Genomic DNA, 17,641 nt, shown 5'->3' with positions numbered 1-17,641 from the left:
CCGCTCTGCTACGTCCCGCTCGTCTCCCACTGCCTTACTGTCGACTCGTGAGCCAGCTGTCCTTCTTCTCGGCTGAGTCGGTGCCGCCCGCGGTCGCCGATCTCACCGGGCTGCTCGCCACCACCGGACAGGTGGTGGTCGTGGGCGGTGGGGCACGGTTGTCTGTGGTGGTCGACGACCTGTGGCGGGCCGACGCGCTGGCCGAGATGATCACCGAAACCGGCCTCGCGGCCGAAATCACCCGCACTGACGAGAACAATCCGCTGGTACGTACCGCCGTGGACGCCCGGCTGGCCGGAATCGCCGCCGAATGGACCAGAGGGGCCGTCAAGACGGTGCCGCCGCAATGGCTGCCCGGAGCGCGGGAGCTGCGCGCCTGGACGCTGGCAGCCGGCATTCCCGAAGCCGACCGCTATCTACTGGGACTCGACCCACACGCCCCCGACACTCATTCACCACTGGCGTCGGCGTTGATGCGGGTGGGGATCGCACCCACGCTGATCGGCACTCGAGGCGCCCGGCCGGCACTGCGAATCAGTGGCCGTCGACGGCTATCACGCCTGGTAGAGAACGTAGGGGAACCCCCGAATCAGAGCGAGGCGTTGTCAGCGTGGCCTCGAGTCTGAGAGATTCCCCTGCGAGGGTCGGTTTGCGTTGACCGGTCCAGAGTGCGAAATTGTCAGGTGCCCGCGGGTTTGGGGGTACCTGAGGGACATAGAGAAGTGGAGCGTAAGGGCAGTTGGCTGACGACGGAAACCGCCGGAGCGGCGGTGACGGACGGGGCAATGGCGCCGTTCGGCGGCTCGTCATCGTCGAGTCGCCCACCAAGGCGCGCAAAATCGCCGGTTATCTGGGCTCCAACTACATCGTGGAGTCGTCCCGCGGGCACATCCGTGACCTGCCGCGCAACGCTGCCGACGTGCCCGCCAAGTACAAAGCCGAGCCCTGGGCGCGGCTAGGCGTCAACGTCGAGGACAACTTCGAGCCGCTCTACATCATCAGCCCGGAGAAGAAGAGCACGGTCACCGAGCTCAAGGGCCTGCTCAAGGACGTCGACGAGCTCTATCTGGCCACCGACGGTGACCGCGAGGGCGAGGCCATCGCCTGGCACCTGCTGGAGACGCTGAAGCCCCGCGTCCCGGTCAAGCGGATGGTCTTCCACGAGATCACCGAGCCCGCCATCCGCGCGGCCGCCGAAAACCCCCGCGACCTCGACAACGATCTGGTCGACGCGCAGGAGACCCGGCGCATCCTCGACCGGCTCTACGGCTACGAAGTCAGCCCGGTGCTGTGGAAGAAGGTCGCCCCGAAGCTGTCCGCGGGCCGGGTGCAGTCCGTGGCCACCCGCATCATCGTGCAGCGCGAACGCGACCGGATGGCCTTCCGCAGCGCCTCCTACTGGGATGTCATCGCTGAGCTCGACGCCAGCGTCTCGGACCCAAACGCGGCGCCGCCGCGGTTCACCGCCCGGTTGGTCAACGTCGACAGCAAGCGGGTGGCCACCGGCCGCGACTTCGACTCCCTCGGCGTCATCCGCAAGCCCGATGAGGTGGTCGTGCTCGACGAGGCGGCGGCCGGTTCGCTGGCCACCGGTTTGCGGGGCGCCAGCCTGTCGGTGGCCTCGGTGGAGGAGAAGCCGTACACCCGCAAGCCGTACCCGCCGTTCATGACCTCGACGTTGCAGCAGGAGGCGGGCCGCAAGCTGCGGTTCTCTGCCGAGCGCACGATGAGCATCGCGCAGCGGCTGTACGAGAACGGCTACATCACCTATATGCGTACCGACTCGACGACACTGTCGCAGTCGGCGATCGATGCCGCGCGTAATCAGGCGCGCCAGCTCTACGGCGACGAGTACGTTCATCCCTCGCCGCGGCAGTACACCCGCAAGGTCAAGAACGCGCAGGAGGCGCACGAGGCGATCCGCCCCGCCGGTGATGTCTTCGCCACCCCCGGGGCCCTTCATCGCGAACTCGATACCGACGAGTTCCGGCTCTATGAGCTGATCTGGCAACGCACGGTCGCCTCGCAGATGGCCGATGCCCGCGGCACCACGTTGAGCCTGCGTATCGGCGGAACATCTTCGGACGGACGGGAAGTCACGTTCGCCGCCAGCGGCCGCACCATCACGTTCGCCGGCTTCCTGAAGGCCTATGTCGAGACCGTCGACGAGCAGGCCGGCGGTGAGGCGGACGACGCCGAGAGCCGCCTGCCGCAGCTGCGCCAGGGTCAGCGGGTGGACGCGACCGGCCTGACCGCCGATGGGCACACCACCAACCCGCCGGCGCGCTACACCGAGGCGTCGCTGATCAAGGCGCTCGAGGAACTCGGAATCGGCCGTCCCTCAACGTATTCCTCGATCATCAAGACGATCCAGGACCGCGGCTATGTGCACAAGAAGGGCAGCGCGCTGGTGCCGTCCTGGGTGGCGTTCGCGGTGACCGGTCTGCTCGAACAGCACTTCGGCCGCCTGGTGGATTACGACTTCACCGCCGCCATGGAGGACGAACTCGACGAGATCGCCACCGGCCAGGAGCGGCGCACCAACTGGCTGTCGAACTTCTACTTCGGCGGTGAGCACGGCGTGGCGGATTCGATCGCCCGTGCCGGTGGCCTCAAGAAGCTGGTGGGCGTCAACCTCGAAGGTATCGATGCCCGAGAAGTCAACTCCATCAAGCTCTTTGATGACGAAGAGGGCCGTCCGATCGTGGTCCGGGTGGGCAAGAACGGCCCATACCTGGAGCGGATGATCACCGGCGAGGACGGCGAGCCCAAACCGCAACGGGCCAACCTCAACGACGAGATCACCCCCGACGAGCTGACCCTCGAGATGGCCGAAACCCTTTTCGCCACACCGCAAGAGGGTCGATCACTCGGCGTGGACCCGGAATCCGGCCACGAGATCGTGGCCAAAGACGGGCGGTACGGCCCGTATGTCACCGAGGTGCTGCCCCCGCCGCCGGACGATGATCCCGGCGTGGGTGCCAAGAAGGGTAAGAAGCCGACCGGCCCCAAGCCGCGCACCGGTTCCCTGCTGCGCTCGATGGATCTGCAGACCATCACCCTCGAGGACGCTCTGAAGCTGCTCTCGCTGCCGCGGGTGGTCGGCGTGGATCCCGCCAACGGCGAGGAGATCACCGCGCAGAACGGCCGCTACGGGCCATACCTCAAGCGCGGCACCGACTCTCGCTCGCTGGCCACCGAGGATCAGATCTTCGAGATCACCCTCGAAGAGGCGTTGAAGATCTACTCCGAGCCCAAACGCCGTGGCCGCCAGGGCGCCGCGGCGCCGCCGCTGCGTGAGCTCGGTGTCGATCAGGCGTCGGGTCAGCCGATGGTGATCAAGGACGGGCGCTTCGGTCCGTACGTCACCGACGGCGAGACCAACGCGAGCCTGCGCAAGGGCGACGACGTCCTGTCGATCACCGACGAGCGGGCTTCGGAGCTGCTCGCCGATCGCCGGGCTCGTGGCCCGGTCAAGAAGAAGGCTGCCGCGAAGAAGACGACGCGCAAGGCGCCGGCCAAAAAGGCTGCGAAGAAGGCCTAACCGCTTGAGCCAGTGGCGATTTCGCCGCGGGTTTCGCTGGGCAGCAGAAGGTTCATCGGGCGAGCCAGCTGTGTGGGTGCACGCCGGCCGCGCAGCTCGACGATCTCGCCGACGTTCCAGCACAGCGCCTCGGCATCCAGGGCGCCGCTGACCGCGATCGCCGATGCCAGCACGTGGCCATTCTCCAATTTGGCCAGCTCCGTCAGTCGGGCGGCTTCGTTGACCGGGTCGCCGATCACGGTGTATTCGAACCGGGCCTGCGCGCCGATATGCCCGGCGATCGCCCGCCCGGCCGAGACGCCGATACCGAACTCGGTCTGGCCCAGCACGCCGACCAGCTCGTCGTGCAATTCGCGGGAGGCGGCCAGCGCCGCACCGGAGGCATCGGGGTGTTCGATCGGGGCGCCGAAGATGCACAGCGCCGCGTCGCCCTGGAACTTGTTGACGAAGCCGCCGTGCTTCTTGACGGTGTCGACGACCACCCGGAAGAACTCGTTGAGCATGCTCACGACCTCGCTGGGCGGACGTGAGGCGGCCAGCTGGGTCGAGCCGACCAGGTCGACGAACAGCACCGCGACATCGCGCTCCTGGCCGCCGAGCTCGGTGCCGCGCTCCAGGGCGCGCCTGGCGACGTCCTCACCGACGTAGCGGCCGAACAGGTCGCGCAGTCGCTGCCGTTCGCTCAGATCGCGGACCATGTCGTTGAAGCCGGCCTGCAGCAGGCCCAGCTCGCTGGCGTCGTAGATCTGCATGTGCGCGTTGTAATTGCCGCGCTGGACCTCCCCGAGCGCCCAGCGCAACTGGCGCAGCGGATCGGCGATCGACATGGCCGCCAGCACGTTGCCGGCCATCCCGACCACCAGCGCGGCGACGGCCATCAGCAGGATCGGGGTGAACAGAGCGTCGGCCGACGCGGCCAGCAGCGAGAACTTGCTGGCCACGACCGACAGCACGATCGCCAGCAGCGGCACCCCGGTGGACAGCAGCCAGGTCAGCACCAGCCGCTGGACGACGCCCGGCCGGTGGAACTTCTCCGGCACGCCGCCGCGCAGCGCGGCGACCGCCACCGGGCGCAGCACGCGCTCGGACTGCAGGTAGCCGATGATCGTGGTGGCCGTGGCGCCCAGCAGGGTGGACACCGCCAGCACCGGCGCGGCATGGCTGGCCACCGGCCAGCTCGCGGCGATGAACACGACCGCGCCCAGCACCCAGTTGGTCATGCTGATCACCGAGCGGTAGATGGGCATCCGCAGCGCCCGTAGCCGGGCCGTCTCGGTGGCGGCCGGATCGTCCTCGGCCAGCAGGGCGTCGCGGCGTTGCCAGCGGAACACCGGAACGAGCAGCTTGAGGCTGACGAAGGCACCCACCGCGAACGAAATGAACAGGTAGCTCAGGAAGATGACCAGGTTCAGCGTCGGCAGGTCCTGCAGCATGACCCGGTCCGACGGCGGCAACCCGAACCGCAGGAAGCCCAGCACCAGCAGGGCGCCGATGATGTCGGCCTGCAGCATGCCCAGGGTGAACACCGGCCACGGTGTACGCGCAACCCACCGGACGAATCCATTGATCCGCTCCGGGCTGAGTTGCGCGGTGGTCACGAACCCACCGTATCGGTACAGAGCGACCGATCAGCACCTCTAGAACCCGGTGGGCGGCGATTGTGTCGTTGCTGCGCACTAGTGTTTGAGGCGATGTCCGGAGTTTTCACGCGGTTGGTGGGCCAAAGCGCCGTGGAAGCGGAGCTGGTCGGTGCCGCTCGGGCCGCCCGGGGTGATTCCGCTCACGATGTGGCCGCCATCGGCACCATGACACACGCCTGGCTGATCACCGGTCCGCCCGGATCAGGGCGCTCGGTGGCGGCGCAGTGCTTCGCGGCGGCCCTTCAGTGCACTGCCGACGGCACACCCGGTTGCGGGGAGTGCCGGGCGTGCACGACGACGATGGCCGGTACCCATGGCGATGTCCGGCGGATCATCCCCGAGGGGCTGTCCATCGGGGTCCACGAGATGCGAGCCATCGTCCAGATCGCTTCCCGGCGGCCCAGCACCGGCCGCTGGCAGATCGTCGTGGTGGAGGACGCCGACCGGCTCACCGAGGGTGCGGCCAACGCATTGCTCAAGGTGGTGGAGGAACCACCGCCGTCGACGGTGTTCCTGCTGTGTGCGCCGTCGGTGGACCCCGAGGACATCGCGATCACCCTGCGGTCGCGCTGCCGGCATGTGGCGCTGGTGACGCCGCCGGCCGGGGCGATCGCACAGGTGCTGATCGACCGCGACGGCCTGTCCGCCGAGGAAGCGCAGTGGGCGGCGTCGATCAGTGGAGGGCATGTCGGTCGGGCCCGACGGCTGGCCACCGATCCCGACGCCCGCGAGCGCCGGTCCCGTGCGCTGAGCCTGGCCCGCGACGCCGCCACGCCGTCGCGCGCCTATGCGGCCGCCGAAGAGCTGGTGGCCACCGCGGAGGCCGAGGCCAAGGCCCTGAATGTGGGCCGTGACGAGGCCGAGGCGGACGAACTGCGCACGGCGCTGGGTGCCGGCGGGACCGGGAAGGGGACGGCGGGAACCCTGCGCGGGTCGGCGGGTGCGATCAAGGACCTCGAGCGGCGGCAGAAGTCCCGGCAGACTCGCGCCTCGCGCGATGCCCTCGACCGTGCGCTGATCGATCTGGCGACGTACTTCCGGGACGCCCTGCTGGTGGCGAACGGCGCGGGCTCGGTGGCGCCGAATCACCCCGACATGGCCGAGCGGGTGGCGGCTCTGGCGGCGCATGCGTCGCCGGAGCGGCTGCTGCGCTGCATCGAAGCGGTGCTCGAGTGTCGTGAGGCGCTGGCGATCAACGTCAAGCCCAAATTCGCCGTCGATGCGATGGTGGCCACCGTGGGTCAGGCACTGCGTTCGGACCTGTAGACTCACTGCTCGGTCGAGGCCGCGCCACCTTAGCTCAGTCGGTAGAGCAATTCACTCGTAATGAATAGGTCAGGAGTTCGATTCTCCTAGGTGGCTCCACTCTTATCCGCACGACTGTGCGGTTTCGTACGGGACTCGCCGGGTTGTGCGGATGAGTCCGCACAGTCGGCGAAGTCCCTCACCGCGTGAGTCCTCAATCGCGCGATAGCGCTTTGGCGGCGACAGTGCGGGCCGTGGCCGCCGCCGGGAAACCGGCGTAGCCGCTGGCGTGGTAGATCACCTCGGCCAGTTCCTCCTCGGACAGGCCGTTCTGCCGGGCGATCCGGAAGTGTGCGTCCATCTCCTCGGTGGCCCGCAGTGCGATCAGGATGCCCAGCGTCACCAGGCTTCGGTCGCGGCGGCTGAGCCCCTCGCGGGTCCACAGCCGGCCGAACACGCTCTCGACACCGATATCCATCAGTTCGGGGCGAACCCGCCGCCGAAGTCGACGTCGCCGTCGGGCAGCGTTCCGGGCAGCATCTCCCGGAAAACACGTAGGCCATCCTCGCGCAAGTTAGACATGCCCCCCCCCCCCCCCCCCGCCCGCACGCGCCCGCCCCGGCCGCGCGGGGGCGAACCCGCCGCCGAAGTCGACGTCGCCGTCGGGCAGCGTTCCGGGCAGCATCTCCCGGAAAACACGTAGGCCATCCTCGCGCAAGTTAGACATGCAAACTACTTTGGCACATGGCCGCGATCAGCGCGGTGCCAGATACCCGACCGGGCCCGACGCCAGGCACAACGACAACGCGGCGGTCGAGGCCCGCACCGTGATCGCGTCTCCGGCCCCCGGCAGTCGGACGAAGACCCGGTTCAGCCCCGGGTGCACGGGAACCTTGGTCTCGGGCCCCTCGTTCAGCGACATGACCATCGAGCCGTCGCTGTTGGCAAGATAGTTGATCTCGGCCGTCCAGTCCGCGGGCAGCAGCGGTCCGTCCAGGGGCATCCGGACCGGCGCGTCGGGCTGGACGAAGTAGCCGCAGCCCGGCTGCGGGCCCGCGACGATCGTGCGGGTCCAGGTGACGATCGCATCCACCAGCCGACCGCTGCTGTTGAGCATGCGCAACTGCGTTGTGGAACTGCCGAATTCGGGCCGATCGTCAATGAGTGCGAACATGTGACTGGCCAGGTTCTCCGGATACGCGACGCGCTGCAGCACCAGTGGGTCGACCTCCTGGTCGAGCAGTGGAGCCGACGACGACGCCCGCGCCTGCGCCAGCGCACGGATCGCGTTCTGCAGGTACGGCTGTGCGGGATTGTCGCGCCAGCTCGTCAGGAACGTCGACGTCGAGTACAGGCTGCTGGCCACGAAAGCCACCGCGACCGCCGAGACCACCGCGGTGCGGGCGCGCGAGGCATCCAGCCATCCGATGTCGCGGTTGGGTGCACAGAACGCCACTGCCGCAAGCAATGTCAGCACCACCACCAGATCGGGGAAGTACCGCAGGGTCTGGGCCAGTTCCAGGGCGGTGAACTTCGAGGAGCGCAGTAGATAGATCGGGATCTGGCAGGCCACCGCATAACCGACCGCCACCAACCAGACCACGCCGACGCGCCGCTTGCGCAGCAGTGACACCACCGCGACCGCGACCAGCACCAGCCAGCCCAGGATCATCACCGACACCGGCGGCACCGCCCACGGCGAGGCCGGCGCCCACCGCTGCCACTCCCACGGGCCGCCGGCCAGGCCCGGCACGATCCCGTGAGTGACCGAGCGGGACAACAGATCCCACGTCATCGCCAGGTCCGAGCTCCAGCGGCGGTGATCGACGACGGTCAGATAGACGGCCACCCACACCGCCGTCAACGCCAGCGCGGGCGCCCACAGCGCGATGCCACGCTGCCACACCGTGCGCAGTGCGGCGGTGCCACCCGTGACATGACACAGCAGCGCGGCGACCGCAAACGCGACGAACGGGATGACGGCCGCCTTCTCGAAGAACAGCAGCCCACCGAAGAAGACCAGCAGCGCGGTGATCGCATACCGCCGATTCCCGGTACGCACCAGCAGGATTGCGTCGGCACACACCCAGGCCATCGCGGCCAGCATCGGTAACGAGTTCAGCGCCGCCGCCCACCACGCGAATCCCGGCACACCCAGCGGGGTGAACAAGGCAAAGGTCAACGGAATCAACAGCACCGGTCGCCAGCCGAGAATCACGTGCAACGCGCGCAGCAACGACAGCGACACCAGTAGCTGCAACACCACCAGACTGGCCGCCGGCCACGCCCACACCAGCGGGGCCAGCCGGGTGATCACCCCGGCCACCAAGAACGCGCCCGGCATGACGTGCCCGTCGTGATCGTCGAACAGATACGACGTCGACAGCAGGTTCTGAGTGCCGGCCCGGCCCACCAGGATCAGGTCATCCCAGTAGAAGTAGCCGCCGAAAGCCAGGATCGCGCGGACCACCAGTTGGACGGCGATGAGAGCGACGGCCGCGGCAGCCACCGGTGGCATGCGCGCCACCCGGGTCGGAACTGCCATCGCGTCGACTGTACTCACCTGTCGGTAGGGTGACCGACATGCAGGTACTGGTCACGGGGGCCGCTGGCTTCATCGGGTCGACGCTGGTGGATCGCCTGCTCGCCGACGGGCACACCGTCGTCGGGCTCGACGACCTGAGCCGGGGTCGCACCGCGAACCTGGCGGCCGCGGGCACCAGCGAGCGGTTCGAGTTCGTCGAGGCCGACATCGCCGGCGCAGACCTGATCGGGCTGTTCGACAAGCACAAGCCCGAGGTCGTCCACCACCTGGCCGCCCAGATCGATGTGCGCCGCTCGGTGGAGGAGCCGGAGTTCGACGCGGCGGTCAACGTCGTCGGCACCGTGCGGCTGGCCGAGGCGGCCAGGCGGTCCGGCGTCCGCAAGATCGTCCACACCTCCTCGGGCGGATCGATCTACGGCGTGCCGACGAACTTTCCCACCAACGAGACCACCCCGGTCGACCCCGCTTCGCCCTATGCGGCCAGCAAGGTGGCCGGCGAGCTCTACCTCAACACCTTTCGTCACCTCTACGGCATGGACTGCTCGTTCATCGCGCCGTCGAATGTCTATGGCCCGCGCCAGGACCCGCACGGCGAGGCCGGGGTGGTCGCGATCTTCGCCAACGCGTTGCTGGCCGGCCGACCCACCCGGGTCTACGGTGACGGCTCCAACACCCGCGACTACGTCTTCGTCGACGACGTCGTCGACGCCTTCGTCCGGGCCTCCGGAACCGGCGGGTGCGGGCAGCGGTTCAATATCGGCACTGGCGTGGAGACCAGCGACCGGCAACTGCATTCGGTGGTGGCCAAGGTGATCGGGGTGGCCGACGACCCGGAGTTCGCCCCGGCGCGGCTCGGCGATCTGAAGCGGTCCTGCCTGGACGTCCGCAAAGCCGAGATGGTGTTGGGCTGGCATCCGCGGGTGCGCCTCGAAGAAGGCATCGCCCGCACCGTGGACTACTTCCGGGGCTAGCGCTCCGGGGTGCGCGCACTCTCGAGGGCGACCGCGCGGGCCAGGCGGGCGTACTTCAGTTCGAGTTCCTTGAACCGGAGATACGTGCTCAGTGTGGTGAACACGAACGCGATGATCAGCGCATAGGTGATCAGGTCGGCGCCGCGGCGGACACCGAGGAAGTTGGCCAGCACCGTGGTGTCATCCGGGCGAAGGATGGCGTAGACCGCCAGCACGACGAACAGCACATAGCCGACCTTGACCCAGGCCTTGGCCTTGGCGTTGGTGCGGGACCGCAGCAGGTACACCAGCAGTGCGATCACCGCCGCGATCAGCAGGACCTGGATCCAGTTCATCGGCGCATCCTTCCGCGCAGGAACCCGTCGAAGACGATGTTCACCCCGTTCAGCAGCGGCTGACCCTTGGACATCGAGTACTCGGTGTAGAGGATTTCGACGGGCTCTTCGGTTACCCGCCAATGGTTTTCGACGATCAGGGTGATGAATTCCCCGGCGTGGCTCATCCCGTTCATCGTCAGGTTGAGGTTGTCGGCGACGGTCTTGTTGAACACCCGAAGCCCGTTGTGCGAGTCGGTCAGGTGCAGCCGGTGGCTGCTGGGGCTCAGGACGGCCGCCGCGCGCAGGATCAGCCGCTTCAACGGCGGGGTGTGGCTGACGGTGGTGCCGGCGAAGCGGGTGCCGATCACGATGTCGACATCGCCCTTGGCCAGCCGCTCCATCATGACGAGGACGTCCTTGACGCGGTGCTGCCCGTCGGCGTCGAAGGTGACGAACACCGCCGCGCCGGGCTGGCGGCGGGCATATTCCACGCCGGTCTGGATGGCCGCGCCCTGCCCGAGATTGACGGGGTGGCGGACCACGTGGGCGCCCGCCCGCCAGGCGATGTCGGCGGTGTCGTCCTTGCTGCCGTCGTCGACGCAGACCACGTGGTCGAAGACTTGGCGCAGGTCCGCGATGACGTCGGCGATGACCTGCGCCTCGTTGAACGCCGGCACGATGATCCAGGCGTCGGGGTAGGACGTGTCGATGTCCACAAGGTACACGTCGAGAACCGTGGCTTCAGCGTGCGGCGCGGCCCAGCGCGGCCAGGTGCACGACGATGCCGACCAGCGGTCCGCACAGCAGGGCCACCACGGTGCGATCGGTCAGGTCCATCGGCAGGCTCAGCAGGGCCGCGGAGACGACCGTGGCCCCGACCCAGCCAATCGAGTAGGCCCGGTGCAGGCCGGCGGCGACCGTCGCGGCCCCAGTCACGGTCAACAGTGCGATCGCCACGGCGCCAGCGGTCAGCCAGGCCAGCAGCAGTCCGCCCGGGCCGTACTCGTCACCGAACGCCACCCGGATCAGCCACGGACCGAGCAGTCCGGCGGCCACCACCCCGACGGCGCCGAGCACCAGCACCACCGCCGCCGGGGCGATCAGCGCCTTGAGTCGGTGGCCGCGGTGGTCGACGAAGTGTGCGATCAGGTTGCCCTGCATCGCGGTGAGCGGAACCAGCAGCGGCGCACGAGTCAGTGTCACCGCCAGGATCACCACGCCGCCGGCCGCCCCGAGGTCACCGCCGGAGGTCGCTTTCAGCAGCACCGGGAAGCCCATCACAAGGATGGCGCTGGCGCCGGCGGCTGCGATCGAGTGTCCGGCCCCGCGCAGGAAGGTCGCGGTACTGCCGGGGGTGCGCAACTTCGCCGCGGTCCGCGCACCCGGTGACACCGACAGCAGCAGCAGCCATCCGATCGCACCGGCGACCGTCGCCCACAAGAAGCCGTCCAGCCCCCAGCCCACCGCGAACGCCGCCACCGCGACGACCACCCGCATGATGGCGTCGGTGACCATCAGCGCCCCGTAGCCACCCCATCGGCCTGTGCCGGCGAGCAGACCCAAAAGTGTTGCGTGAATGCAGAATCCGGCCAAGCCCACGCTCAGCAGCACCACCGACAGCGGCCGGGACACGCTGAACACGTGCGGTGCCCACAAGACCGAGGTGCCCGCCATGACAAGGGCGGAGACCACCCCGACCGCCGTCGCGATCCGCATCGGGTGCGTGCGGGGTCCCTCCGCGATCTCGACATAACCCGCGGTGCGGACTTCGCGGGTGGCCTCCTGCAGCAGCCCGTACGCGGCGCCGCCGACCAATCCGAACGCGCCCCAGAACACCCCGAACACCGAGAAGCCGGCCGGGTCCAGGGCGCGGGCGGCCAGGTAGAGGACCGCGTATCCGCATACCGCCGAGATCGCCGTGGCCGCACCGACTCTGGCCACACTGCTGCGGGAGATCGCCCCGGTGCCGCTGATCTGGTCGGCACCGGTGGCGCTCAGCGCCTCGAATGAGGCACCCGCGTCGGTCACAGCCGCGGCACCTCGGTGGAATACAGCCAGGCATCCCACAACGGACGCAGCGAGACGTCGGCGTAGTTGGCGGCAAGGCCGGTGAAGTCGTCGGTCACCACCGTGCTGTGCTGGTGCCGGTTGGTCCAATCACGCAGCAGCGCAAAGAACTTCTCGTCGCCGAGGGTGCCGCGCAGCACGTGCAGGGTGAGCGCACCGCGCTTGTAGACCCGGTCGTCGAACATGTCGCGCGGCCCGGGATCGGCGAGCAACAGATTCTGCGGCGACGACGCCAACTTGGCGTGATAGTGGTGGGCCCACTGGTCGGCGGAGCGTCCGCCGGAGTTCTCCGACCACAACCATTCGGCGTAGCAGGCGAATCCCTCGTGCAACCAGATGTCGCGCCAGCGCCGGGCGGTCACGCTGTTGCCGAACCACTGGTGGGCCAGTTCGTGGGCGATCAGCCGTTCGGCGCCGCGCTTACCGTCGCAGTGGTTGGCGCCGAAGATCGAGATACCTTGTGCTTCAAGCGGTATCTCCAGATCGTCATCGGTCACCACAACGGTGTAGCCGTTGCTCAGCGGGTACGGGCCGAACAGCTTGACGAACAACTTCATCATCTGCGGCTGACGGCCGAAGTCCTGATCGAACTCGTGACGCAGCCGGTCGGGCAGCACCGCCTGCATCGGCACCTGCGCCTTGGACAGTTTGTGGGCGCCGTACATGCCGATCTGCAGGGTGATCAGATAGGTCGACGTCGGCTCCGGCTGCTCGTAGGTCCACACCGTGTGTGCGGCCCGAACCCGCCGCGAGACCAGTTCACCGTTGGCCACCGCGCGGTAGGGGCTGTCGGTGCTGATCTGGATCCGGTAGCTGGCCTTGGCGCTCGGGTGGTCGTCGCACGGGAACCACGACGCCGCGCCGTTCGGCTGTCCGGCCACCAGCGCACCGTTGGACAACTCCTCGAAACCGACTTCACCCCAATAACTTCGGATCGGCCGGGGATTGCCGCCGTAGCGCACGCCGATCGTCATCGCCGCACCGGCAGGCAACGGCGTGGACAGGGTGATGTGCAGCTTGCCGTTGGAGGCGGAGAAATTGGATGGGCGACGGCCGTTGACCGTCACCTTCGACACCGACAGCGCGGCGGACAGATCCAGTGTGAACGTCTTCAGTGACGCCAGCGTCGCCGCTGTGATGGTGGCGGTACCGGTCAGGCGGTTGATCGCGACCTTGTACTCGAGGTCCAGCTCGTAGCGCGACACTCGGTAGCCGAAGTTGCCGTTGTTCGGCAGGTACGGATCGATGACGGGCGGGCCGCCTTTCTTGGCGGCCTTCTTGGCGGGCTGTTTCACGCGGCGCTGTCCTCGGATTTGCGCGAGGGAGCGTCGTCGCGCGTCTTCTTCCTCGAAATGAGCCACGGCGCAATCGGATTGCCCTGCCAGCGGGTCGACGGCGGTACCTCGTCGCCGCGCATCACCAGTGAGGCCGGGCCGACGGTGGCGCCGGCGCCGAGCTTGGCGGCGGGCAACGCCACGCAGTGCGGTCCGAGCGTGGCACCCTCGTCGAGCACGACGGTGTCCATGCGCATGATCCGATCATGGAACAGATGCGTCTGCACCACGCAGCCGCGGTTGACCGTGCTGGCGCGGTGCAGCGTCACCAGGTCGGCTTCCGGCAGCCAGTACGTTTCGCACCACACGCCTCGGCCGATCTTGGCGCCCAGCGCCCGCAGCCAGAGGTTCATCACGGGGGTGCCGCTGGCGGCGCGGGCGAACCACGGCGCGGCCACCGTTTCCACGAACGTGTCCGACACCTCATTGCGCCACACGAACGACGACCAGAGCGGCTGCTCACCGGCCGGGATATGACCCACCACAAGCCATTTGGCGGCCACCGCTATTCCACCTGCGACAGCCCCCGCGATCAGCAGCACGATCCCGCCGGCCAGCGCGGCGACGGCGTAGCCGAATTCGAGCGCCAAGGCCTGCAGCGCGGCCAGAACCGCCACACCGATCGCGAAGGTGACGATCACCGGGAACAGTCGGCAGGTCTCGACCGCGGCGCGCATCACCTTCAACCGCATCGGCGGGCTGAACGTCAGTGAGGCGTCGGCTTCGTCGGCGCGGCGGCGCAACCGGATCGGGGGACTGCCCAGCCACGACGACCCGGCCTTCGCCTTGTGCGGGGCGGCCGAAAGCACCGCGACGAGACCGTCGTCGGGCACACGCCGGCCCGGTTGGGTGATACCGGAGTTGCCCAGGAACGCGCGCTTCCCGACGGTGGCCTTGGCAACATGGATCCAGCCGCCGCCCAGTTCGTAGGAGGCCACCATGGTGTCGTCGGCCAGAAATGCGCCGTCCTCCACGACGGTGAACTTCGGGGTCAGCAGCGCGGTCGAAATCTCGGTGTTGCGGCCGACTTTCGCGCCGAGCGCCCGCAGCCACCACGGGGTGAGCAGGCTGGCGTAGACGGGGAACAGGTAGTTGCGGGCGGCGTCCATCAGCCGTTCGGTGGTCCACAGCTGCCAGCCCACCCGGCTGCGCACCGGGTGATAACCCTCGCGCAGCCCGATCGCGAGAATCCGCACCGCCACGACCGTGAACACCGCGTAGACCACCAGGGCGACCAGCGCGGCCACCGGAATCCACGGCGCAGCCGCGGCCATCGCCGAACCCAGCGTCGCACTGTGCCGGGCCGGCCAGACCAGCACACCCAATCCGATCGCCAGCGCCAGCAGCGGGACCGCGCCGAGGAGCATGGACGTCACCCCGTAGACGGCCACCCACAGGGCGGCGCGCGGCGGCCGGTGCTCCGGCCACGGATGACGGGCCTTGCCGGATTTCACCGCCGGGGAGCCCTTCCAGTACTGCCCGTTCTTCACCTTGCCGACCACGCCCGAGCCGGGCGCCACGTCGGCGTTCTTTCCCACGACGGCACCCGGGAACAGCGTGGTGCGTGCCCCGATGCTGGCGTCGTTGCCGACGGTGATCGGGCCGACGTGGAAGAGGTCGCCGTCGATCCAGTGCCCGGTCAGGTCGACCTCCGGTTCGATGGAAACCCGATGGCCGAGCGTGAGCATGCCGGTCACCGGAGGCGCCGAATGCAGATCTACGCCTTTGCCGATCTTGTTACCCAGCGCTCGTGCGTAGTACACCAGCCACGGCGCACCCGCGAGGTTCTCCGCGCCGCTGGCGTCGGCCAGCCGTTCGGCCAGCCACACCCGCAGGTGTTCTGATCCGCCCCGCCGATAGGTGCCCGGCTCCAGCCCGGACAGCAGGGTCCGGGCGCCCAGCACAGCGATGCCCATCCGGCCGATCGGGGTGATGAACAGGATGAAGGCCACCACCACCAGCCACCAGTTGACCGGCGTCAGCCAGGGCAGCGGATGCACCGCGGCGGCCACGTTGTTGATCAGCGCCAGCCACGTCACCCACTGCAGCCCGGTCAGGGTGGCCAGCGGCACCGACAACAACACCTGGGCCGCCTGCGTCGACACCGGCGTCGGCGTGACGTGGCGCGGGGTGACCGCTGCCGGGGGCTTCTGCTCTTCGAGGAATTCGGCCAGCGACCCCAGCCGGGGATGGTCGTAGAGCTGGGCGACGGTCAGCTGGGGGTAGCGCTCGCGCAGCGCGGCCACCAGCTGGGCCGCTGACAGCGAGCCGCCGCCGAGGGCGAAGAAGTCCGCCTCCGGGCCGTCCACCACGGCGCCCAGGACGTCGCGCCACAGCCCGGCCAGCCAGCCCATGGTGCCGCCCAGGTCGGGTTCGGAGTCCTGATAGCCCGGCGGCGGCCACGGCAGCGCGTTGCGGTCGACCTTGCCCGAGGTTCGGGTCGGCAGCTCTTCGAGCAGCACCAGCCGCGGCACGAGCGCGGCGGGCAGGGCCTCGGCCAGGTGGGTACGGGCCGCCGCGAGGTCGAAATCGGGGTTGGCGCTGGCGATGTAGCCGACGAGCATCGGAGTGCCGCTGGCGGTGCGGCGCACCGCCGCGGCGGCGCCGCTGACGCCGGGCAGGTTCACCAGTGCCGAGTCGACCTCGCCGAGTTCGATGCGGCGTCCGCCGACCTTGACCTGATCGTCGGCGCGACCCTGGAAGTACAGTCCGTCCGCTTCCAGCCGGACGAGGTCGCCGCTGCGGTAGGCCCGCGCCCACTGCAGCGACGGCATCGGCGCGTACTTCTCGGCGTCCTTCTCCGGATCCAGGTAGCGGGCCAGGCCGACTCCGCCGATCACCAGCTCGCCCACCTCACCGAGAGCGACGGGGAGGCCGTTGGGGTCGACCACCGCCAGGTCCCAGCCCGGCAGCGGCCGCCCGATGCTGACCGGACTGCGCCCGTCGAGGCGGGCGGCGCTGGCCACCACGGTTGCTTCGGTCGGTCCGTAGGTGTTCCACACCTCGCGGCCTTCGACCGCGAGCCGTTCGGCCAGCTCGGGCGGGCATGCCTCGCCGCCGAAGATCAGCAGCCGCACCGCTTCCAGCGCCTCGGCCGGCCACAGCGACGCCAGCGTGGGCACCGTCGACACCACGGTGATGTCCCGCGCCACCAGCCACGGCCCGAGGTCCATGCCGCTGCGCACCAGGGCGCGGGGCGCAGGCACCAGACACGCGCCGTACCGCCAGGCCAGCCACATCTCTTCGCAGGAGGCGTCGAACGCCACCGACAAACCGGCCAGCACCCGGTCAGCGGGTCCGATCGGGTTGCTCTGCAGGAACATTCGCGCCTCGGCGTCGACAAATGCCGCCGCGTTGCGATGGGTGACGGCGACCCCTTTGGGGGTTCCGGTGGATCCCGAGGTGAAGATGATCCACGCGTCGTCGCGACCCAGTGGCGCCGTCGCCCGCCATCCGCGCGACGAACCCGGCCCGCGGGTCAGTCCGGCCTCGGTGATGATGGCGACCACGCCGGCCTCGTTGAACACCAGCTCGGCGCGCTCGTCGGGATCGTCGGCGTCGACCGGGACGTAGGCCGCCCCGGCGGCCAGCGTGGAGAGGATGGCCACGTAGAGGGCGTAACTTCCGGACGGCATCCGGATGCCGATCCGGTCGCCGCGGCCGATGCCGCGGGCGGCCAGCCACTCGACGCTCTCCTCGATGTCGGCGATCAGCTCGGCGTAGGTCAGCTGCACCGTGCCGTCGTCTATGGCGGCGGCGTCGGGGTACCGATTGGCGGTGTCGTAGAGGATGTCGATGAGGGTGCGGGGGGCCGGTGCCTGCTCCGACAGCAGATATTGCGGGGGAATTTCCGGCGTCGCCACGACGAGGATCCTAGGCCGCCTCGTCGACATCGCGGTGCCGGACGCGGCCGGTGGCCGAGGCGATCGTTCGTTCGGTTTGCTGCTGGGTGCGCCGACCTGACACACTGCTGGCAGA

11 protein-coding genes, 1 tRNA gene and 1 pseudogene are annotated in these 17,641 nt (G+C 68.9%); 5 read left to right on the top strand and 8 right to left on the bottom strand.

From position 1 onward, the window contains the following. Positions 1 to 47: 47 nt before the first annotated feature. Together D3H54_RS26415 and topA are read left to right on the top strand one after the other, a co-directional pair. On the top strand, positions 48 to 626 hold the full coding sequence (locus D3H54_RS26415) for a hypothetical protein (RefSeq protein ID WP_149382586.1): 579 nt from the start codon (positions 48 to 50) through the stop codon (positions 624 to 626). Between the two features lie 113 nt (positions 627 to 739). Continuing rightward, positions 740 to 3,544 carry a type I DNA topoisomerase gene (gene topA / locus D3H54_RS26410; RefSeq protein ID WP_149382584.1) on the top strand — a complete coding sequence of 935 codons (2,805 nt, stop codon included), beginning with the start codon at positions 740 to 742 and terminating at the stop codon, positions 3,542 to 3,544. Here the strand turns inward: topA and D3H54_RS26405 are convergent. Continuing rightward, the gene (locus D3H54_RS26405; RefSeq protein WP_210419771.1) at positions 3,541 to 5,163 is read right to left on the bottom strand and encodes an adenylate/guanylate cyclase domain-containing protein; all 1,623 of its coding nucleotides are present in this window, start codon (positions 5,161 to 5,163) and stop codon (positions 3,541 to 3,543) included. The genes topA and D3H54_RS26405 overlap by 4 nt on opposite strands. A 72-nt stretch (positions 5,164 to 5,235) precedes the next feature. Here D3H54_RS26405 and D3H54_RS26400 point away from each other — a divergent pair, with 72 nt between their 5' ends. Both D3H54_RS26400 and D3H54_RS26395 read left to right on the top strand, forming a co-directional pair. Continuing rightward, positions 5,236 to 6,450 (top strand): DNA polymerase III subunit delta', encoded by a 1,215-nt coding sequence (locus D3H54_RS26400; RefSeq protein WP_149382580.1) that lies wholly within the window; start codon positions 5,236 to 5,238, stop codon positions 6,448 to 6,450. A 23-nt stretch (positions 6,451 to 6,473) separates the two neighbouring features. Then, positions 6,474 to 6,549 (top strand) — tRNA-Thr (locus D3H54_RS26395). 94 nt (positions 6,550 to 6,643) lie between these two features. Here D3H54_RS26395 and D3H54_RS26390 read toward each other — a convergent pair. Together D3H54_RS26390 and D3H54_RS26380 are read right to left on the bottom strand one after the other, a co-directional pair. Then, positions 6,644 to 7,011: pseudogene (locus tag D3H54_RS26390) on the bottom strand (carboxymuconolactone decarboxylase family protein). A gap of 172 nt (positions 7,012 to 7,183) precedes the next feature. Further along, a complete protein-coding gene (locus D3H54_RS26380) occupies positions 7,184 to 8,974 on the bottom strand; it encodes a hypothetical protein (protein ID WP_149382578.1) in 1,791 nt (596 codons plus the stop codon). A gap of 38 nt (positions 8,975 to 9,012) precedes the next feature. Here D3H54_RS26380 and D3H54_RS26375 point away from each other — a divergent pair, with 38 nt between their 5' ends. Continuing rightward, complete coding sequence (locus D3H54_RS26375) at positions 9,013 to 9,945, top strand: NAD-dependent epimerase/dehydratase family protein (RefSeq protein ID WP_149382576.1); 933 nt, start codon at positions 9,013 to 9,015, stop codon at positions 9,943 to 9,945. Here the strand turns inward: D3H54_RS26375 and D3H54_RS26370 are convergent. Genes D3H54_RS26370 through D3H54_RS26350 form a run of 5 tightly spaced genes read right to left on the bottom strand, consistent with a single transcriptional unit; the run spans position 9,942 to position 17,556 of the window. Continuing rightward, a complete protein-coding gene (locus tag D3H54_RS26370) occupies positions 9,942 to 10,280 on the bottom strand; it encodes a DUF2304 domain-containing protein (protein WP_149382574.1) in 339 nt (112 codons plus the stop codon). The two genes, D3H54_RS26375 and D3H54_RS26370, sit on opposite strands and share 4 nt — an antisense overlap. Then, positions 10,277 to 10,978 (bottom strand): polyprenyl-phospho-N-acetylgalactosaminyl synthase PpgS, encoded by a 702-nt coding sequence (gene ppgS / locus D3H54_RS26365; protein ID WP_149383752.1) that lies wholly within the window; start codon positions 10,976 to 10,978, stop codon positions 10,277 to 10,279. Before ppgS ends, D3H54_RS26370 begins: the two co-directional genes overlap by 4 nt. Before the next feature lie 25 nt (positions 10,979 to 11,003). Beyond that, positions 11,004 to 12,290, bottom strand: coding sequence for a polysaccharide biosynthesis protein (locus tag D3H54_RS26360; RefSeq protein ID WP_432246416.1), 1,287 nt, complete (start codon positions 12,288 to 12,290; stop codon positions 11,004 to 11,006). Further along, positions 12,287 to 13,624: a M1 family metallopeptidase gene (locus tag D3H54_RS26355; RefSeq protein WP_149382573.1), complete on the bottom strand. Its 1,338-nt coding sequence runs from the start codon at positions 13,622 to 13,624 to the stop codon at positions 12,287 to 12,289. Before D3H54_RS26355 ends, D3H54_RS26360 begins: the two co-directional genes overlap by 4 nt. Then, positions 13,621 to 17,556, bottom strand: a complete 3,936-nt coding sequence (locus tag D3H54_RS26350) for a Pls/PosA family non-ribosomal peptide synthetase (RefSeq protein WP_149382571.1) — start codon at positions 17,554 to 17,556, stop codon at positions 13,621 to 13,623. Before D3H54_RS26350 ends, D3H54_RS26355 begins: the two co-directional genes overlap by 4 nt. Between the last annotated feature and the right edge of the window lie 85 nt (positions 17,557 to 17,641).

Origin of the sequence: Mycobacterium sp. ELW1, from assembly GCF_008329905.1 — a bacterium.
Taxonomy (GTDB): domain Bacteria; phylum Actinomycetota; class Actinomycetes; order Mycobacteriales; family Mycobacteriaceae; genus Mycobacterium.
Note: the sequence above shows the minus strand (reverse complement) of the source record. Positions and strands in the feature narration are given on the sequence as shown.

Coding starts and splice junctions, on each gene's coding strand:
- D3H54_RS26380 (WP_149382578.1), bottom strand. CDS start 8,974: ATGGCAGTTCCGACCCGGGTGGCGCGCATGCCACCGGTGGCTGCCGCG.
- D3H54_RS26370 (WP_149382574.1), bottom strand. CDS start 10,280: ATGAACTGGATCCAGGTCCTGCTGATCGCGGCGGTGATCGCACTGCTG.
- D3H54_RS26400 (WP_149382580.1), top strand. CDS start 5,236: ATGTCCGGAGTTTTCACGCGGTTGGTGGGCCAAAGCGCCGTGGAAGCG.
- D3H54_RS26375 (WP_149382576.1), top strand. CDS start 9,013: ATGCAGGTACTGGTCACGGGGGCCGCTGGCTTCATCGGGTCGACGCTG.
- D3H54_RS26350 (WP_149382571.1), bottom strand. CDS start 17,556: ATGTCGACGAGGCGGCCTAGGATCCTCGTCGTGGCGACGCCGGAAATT.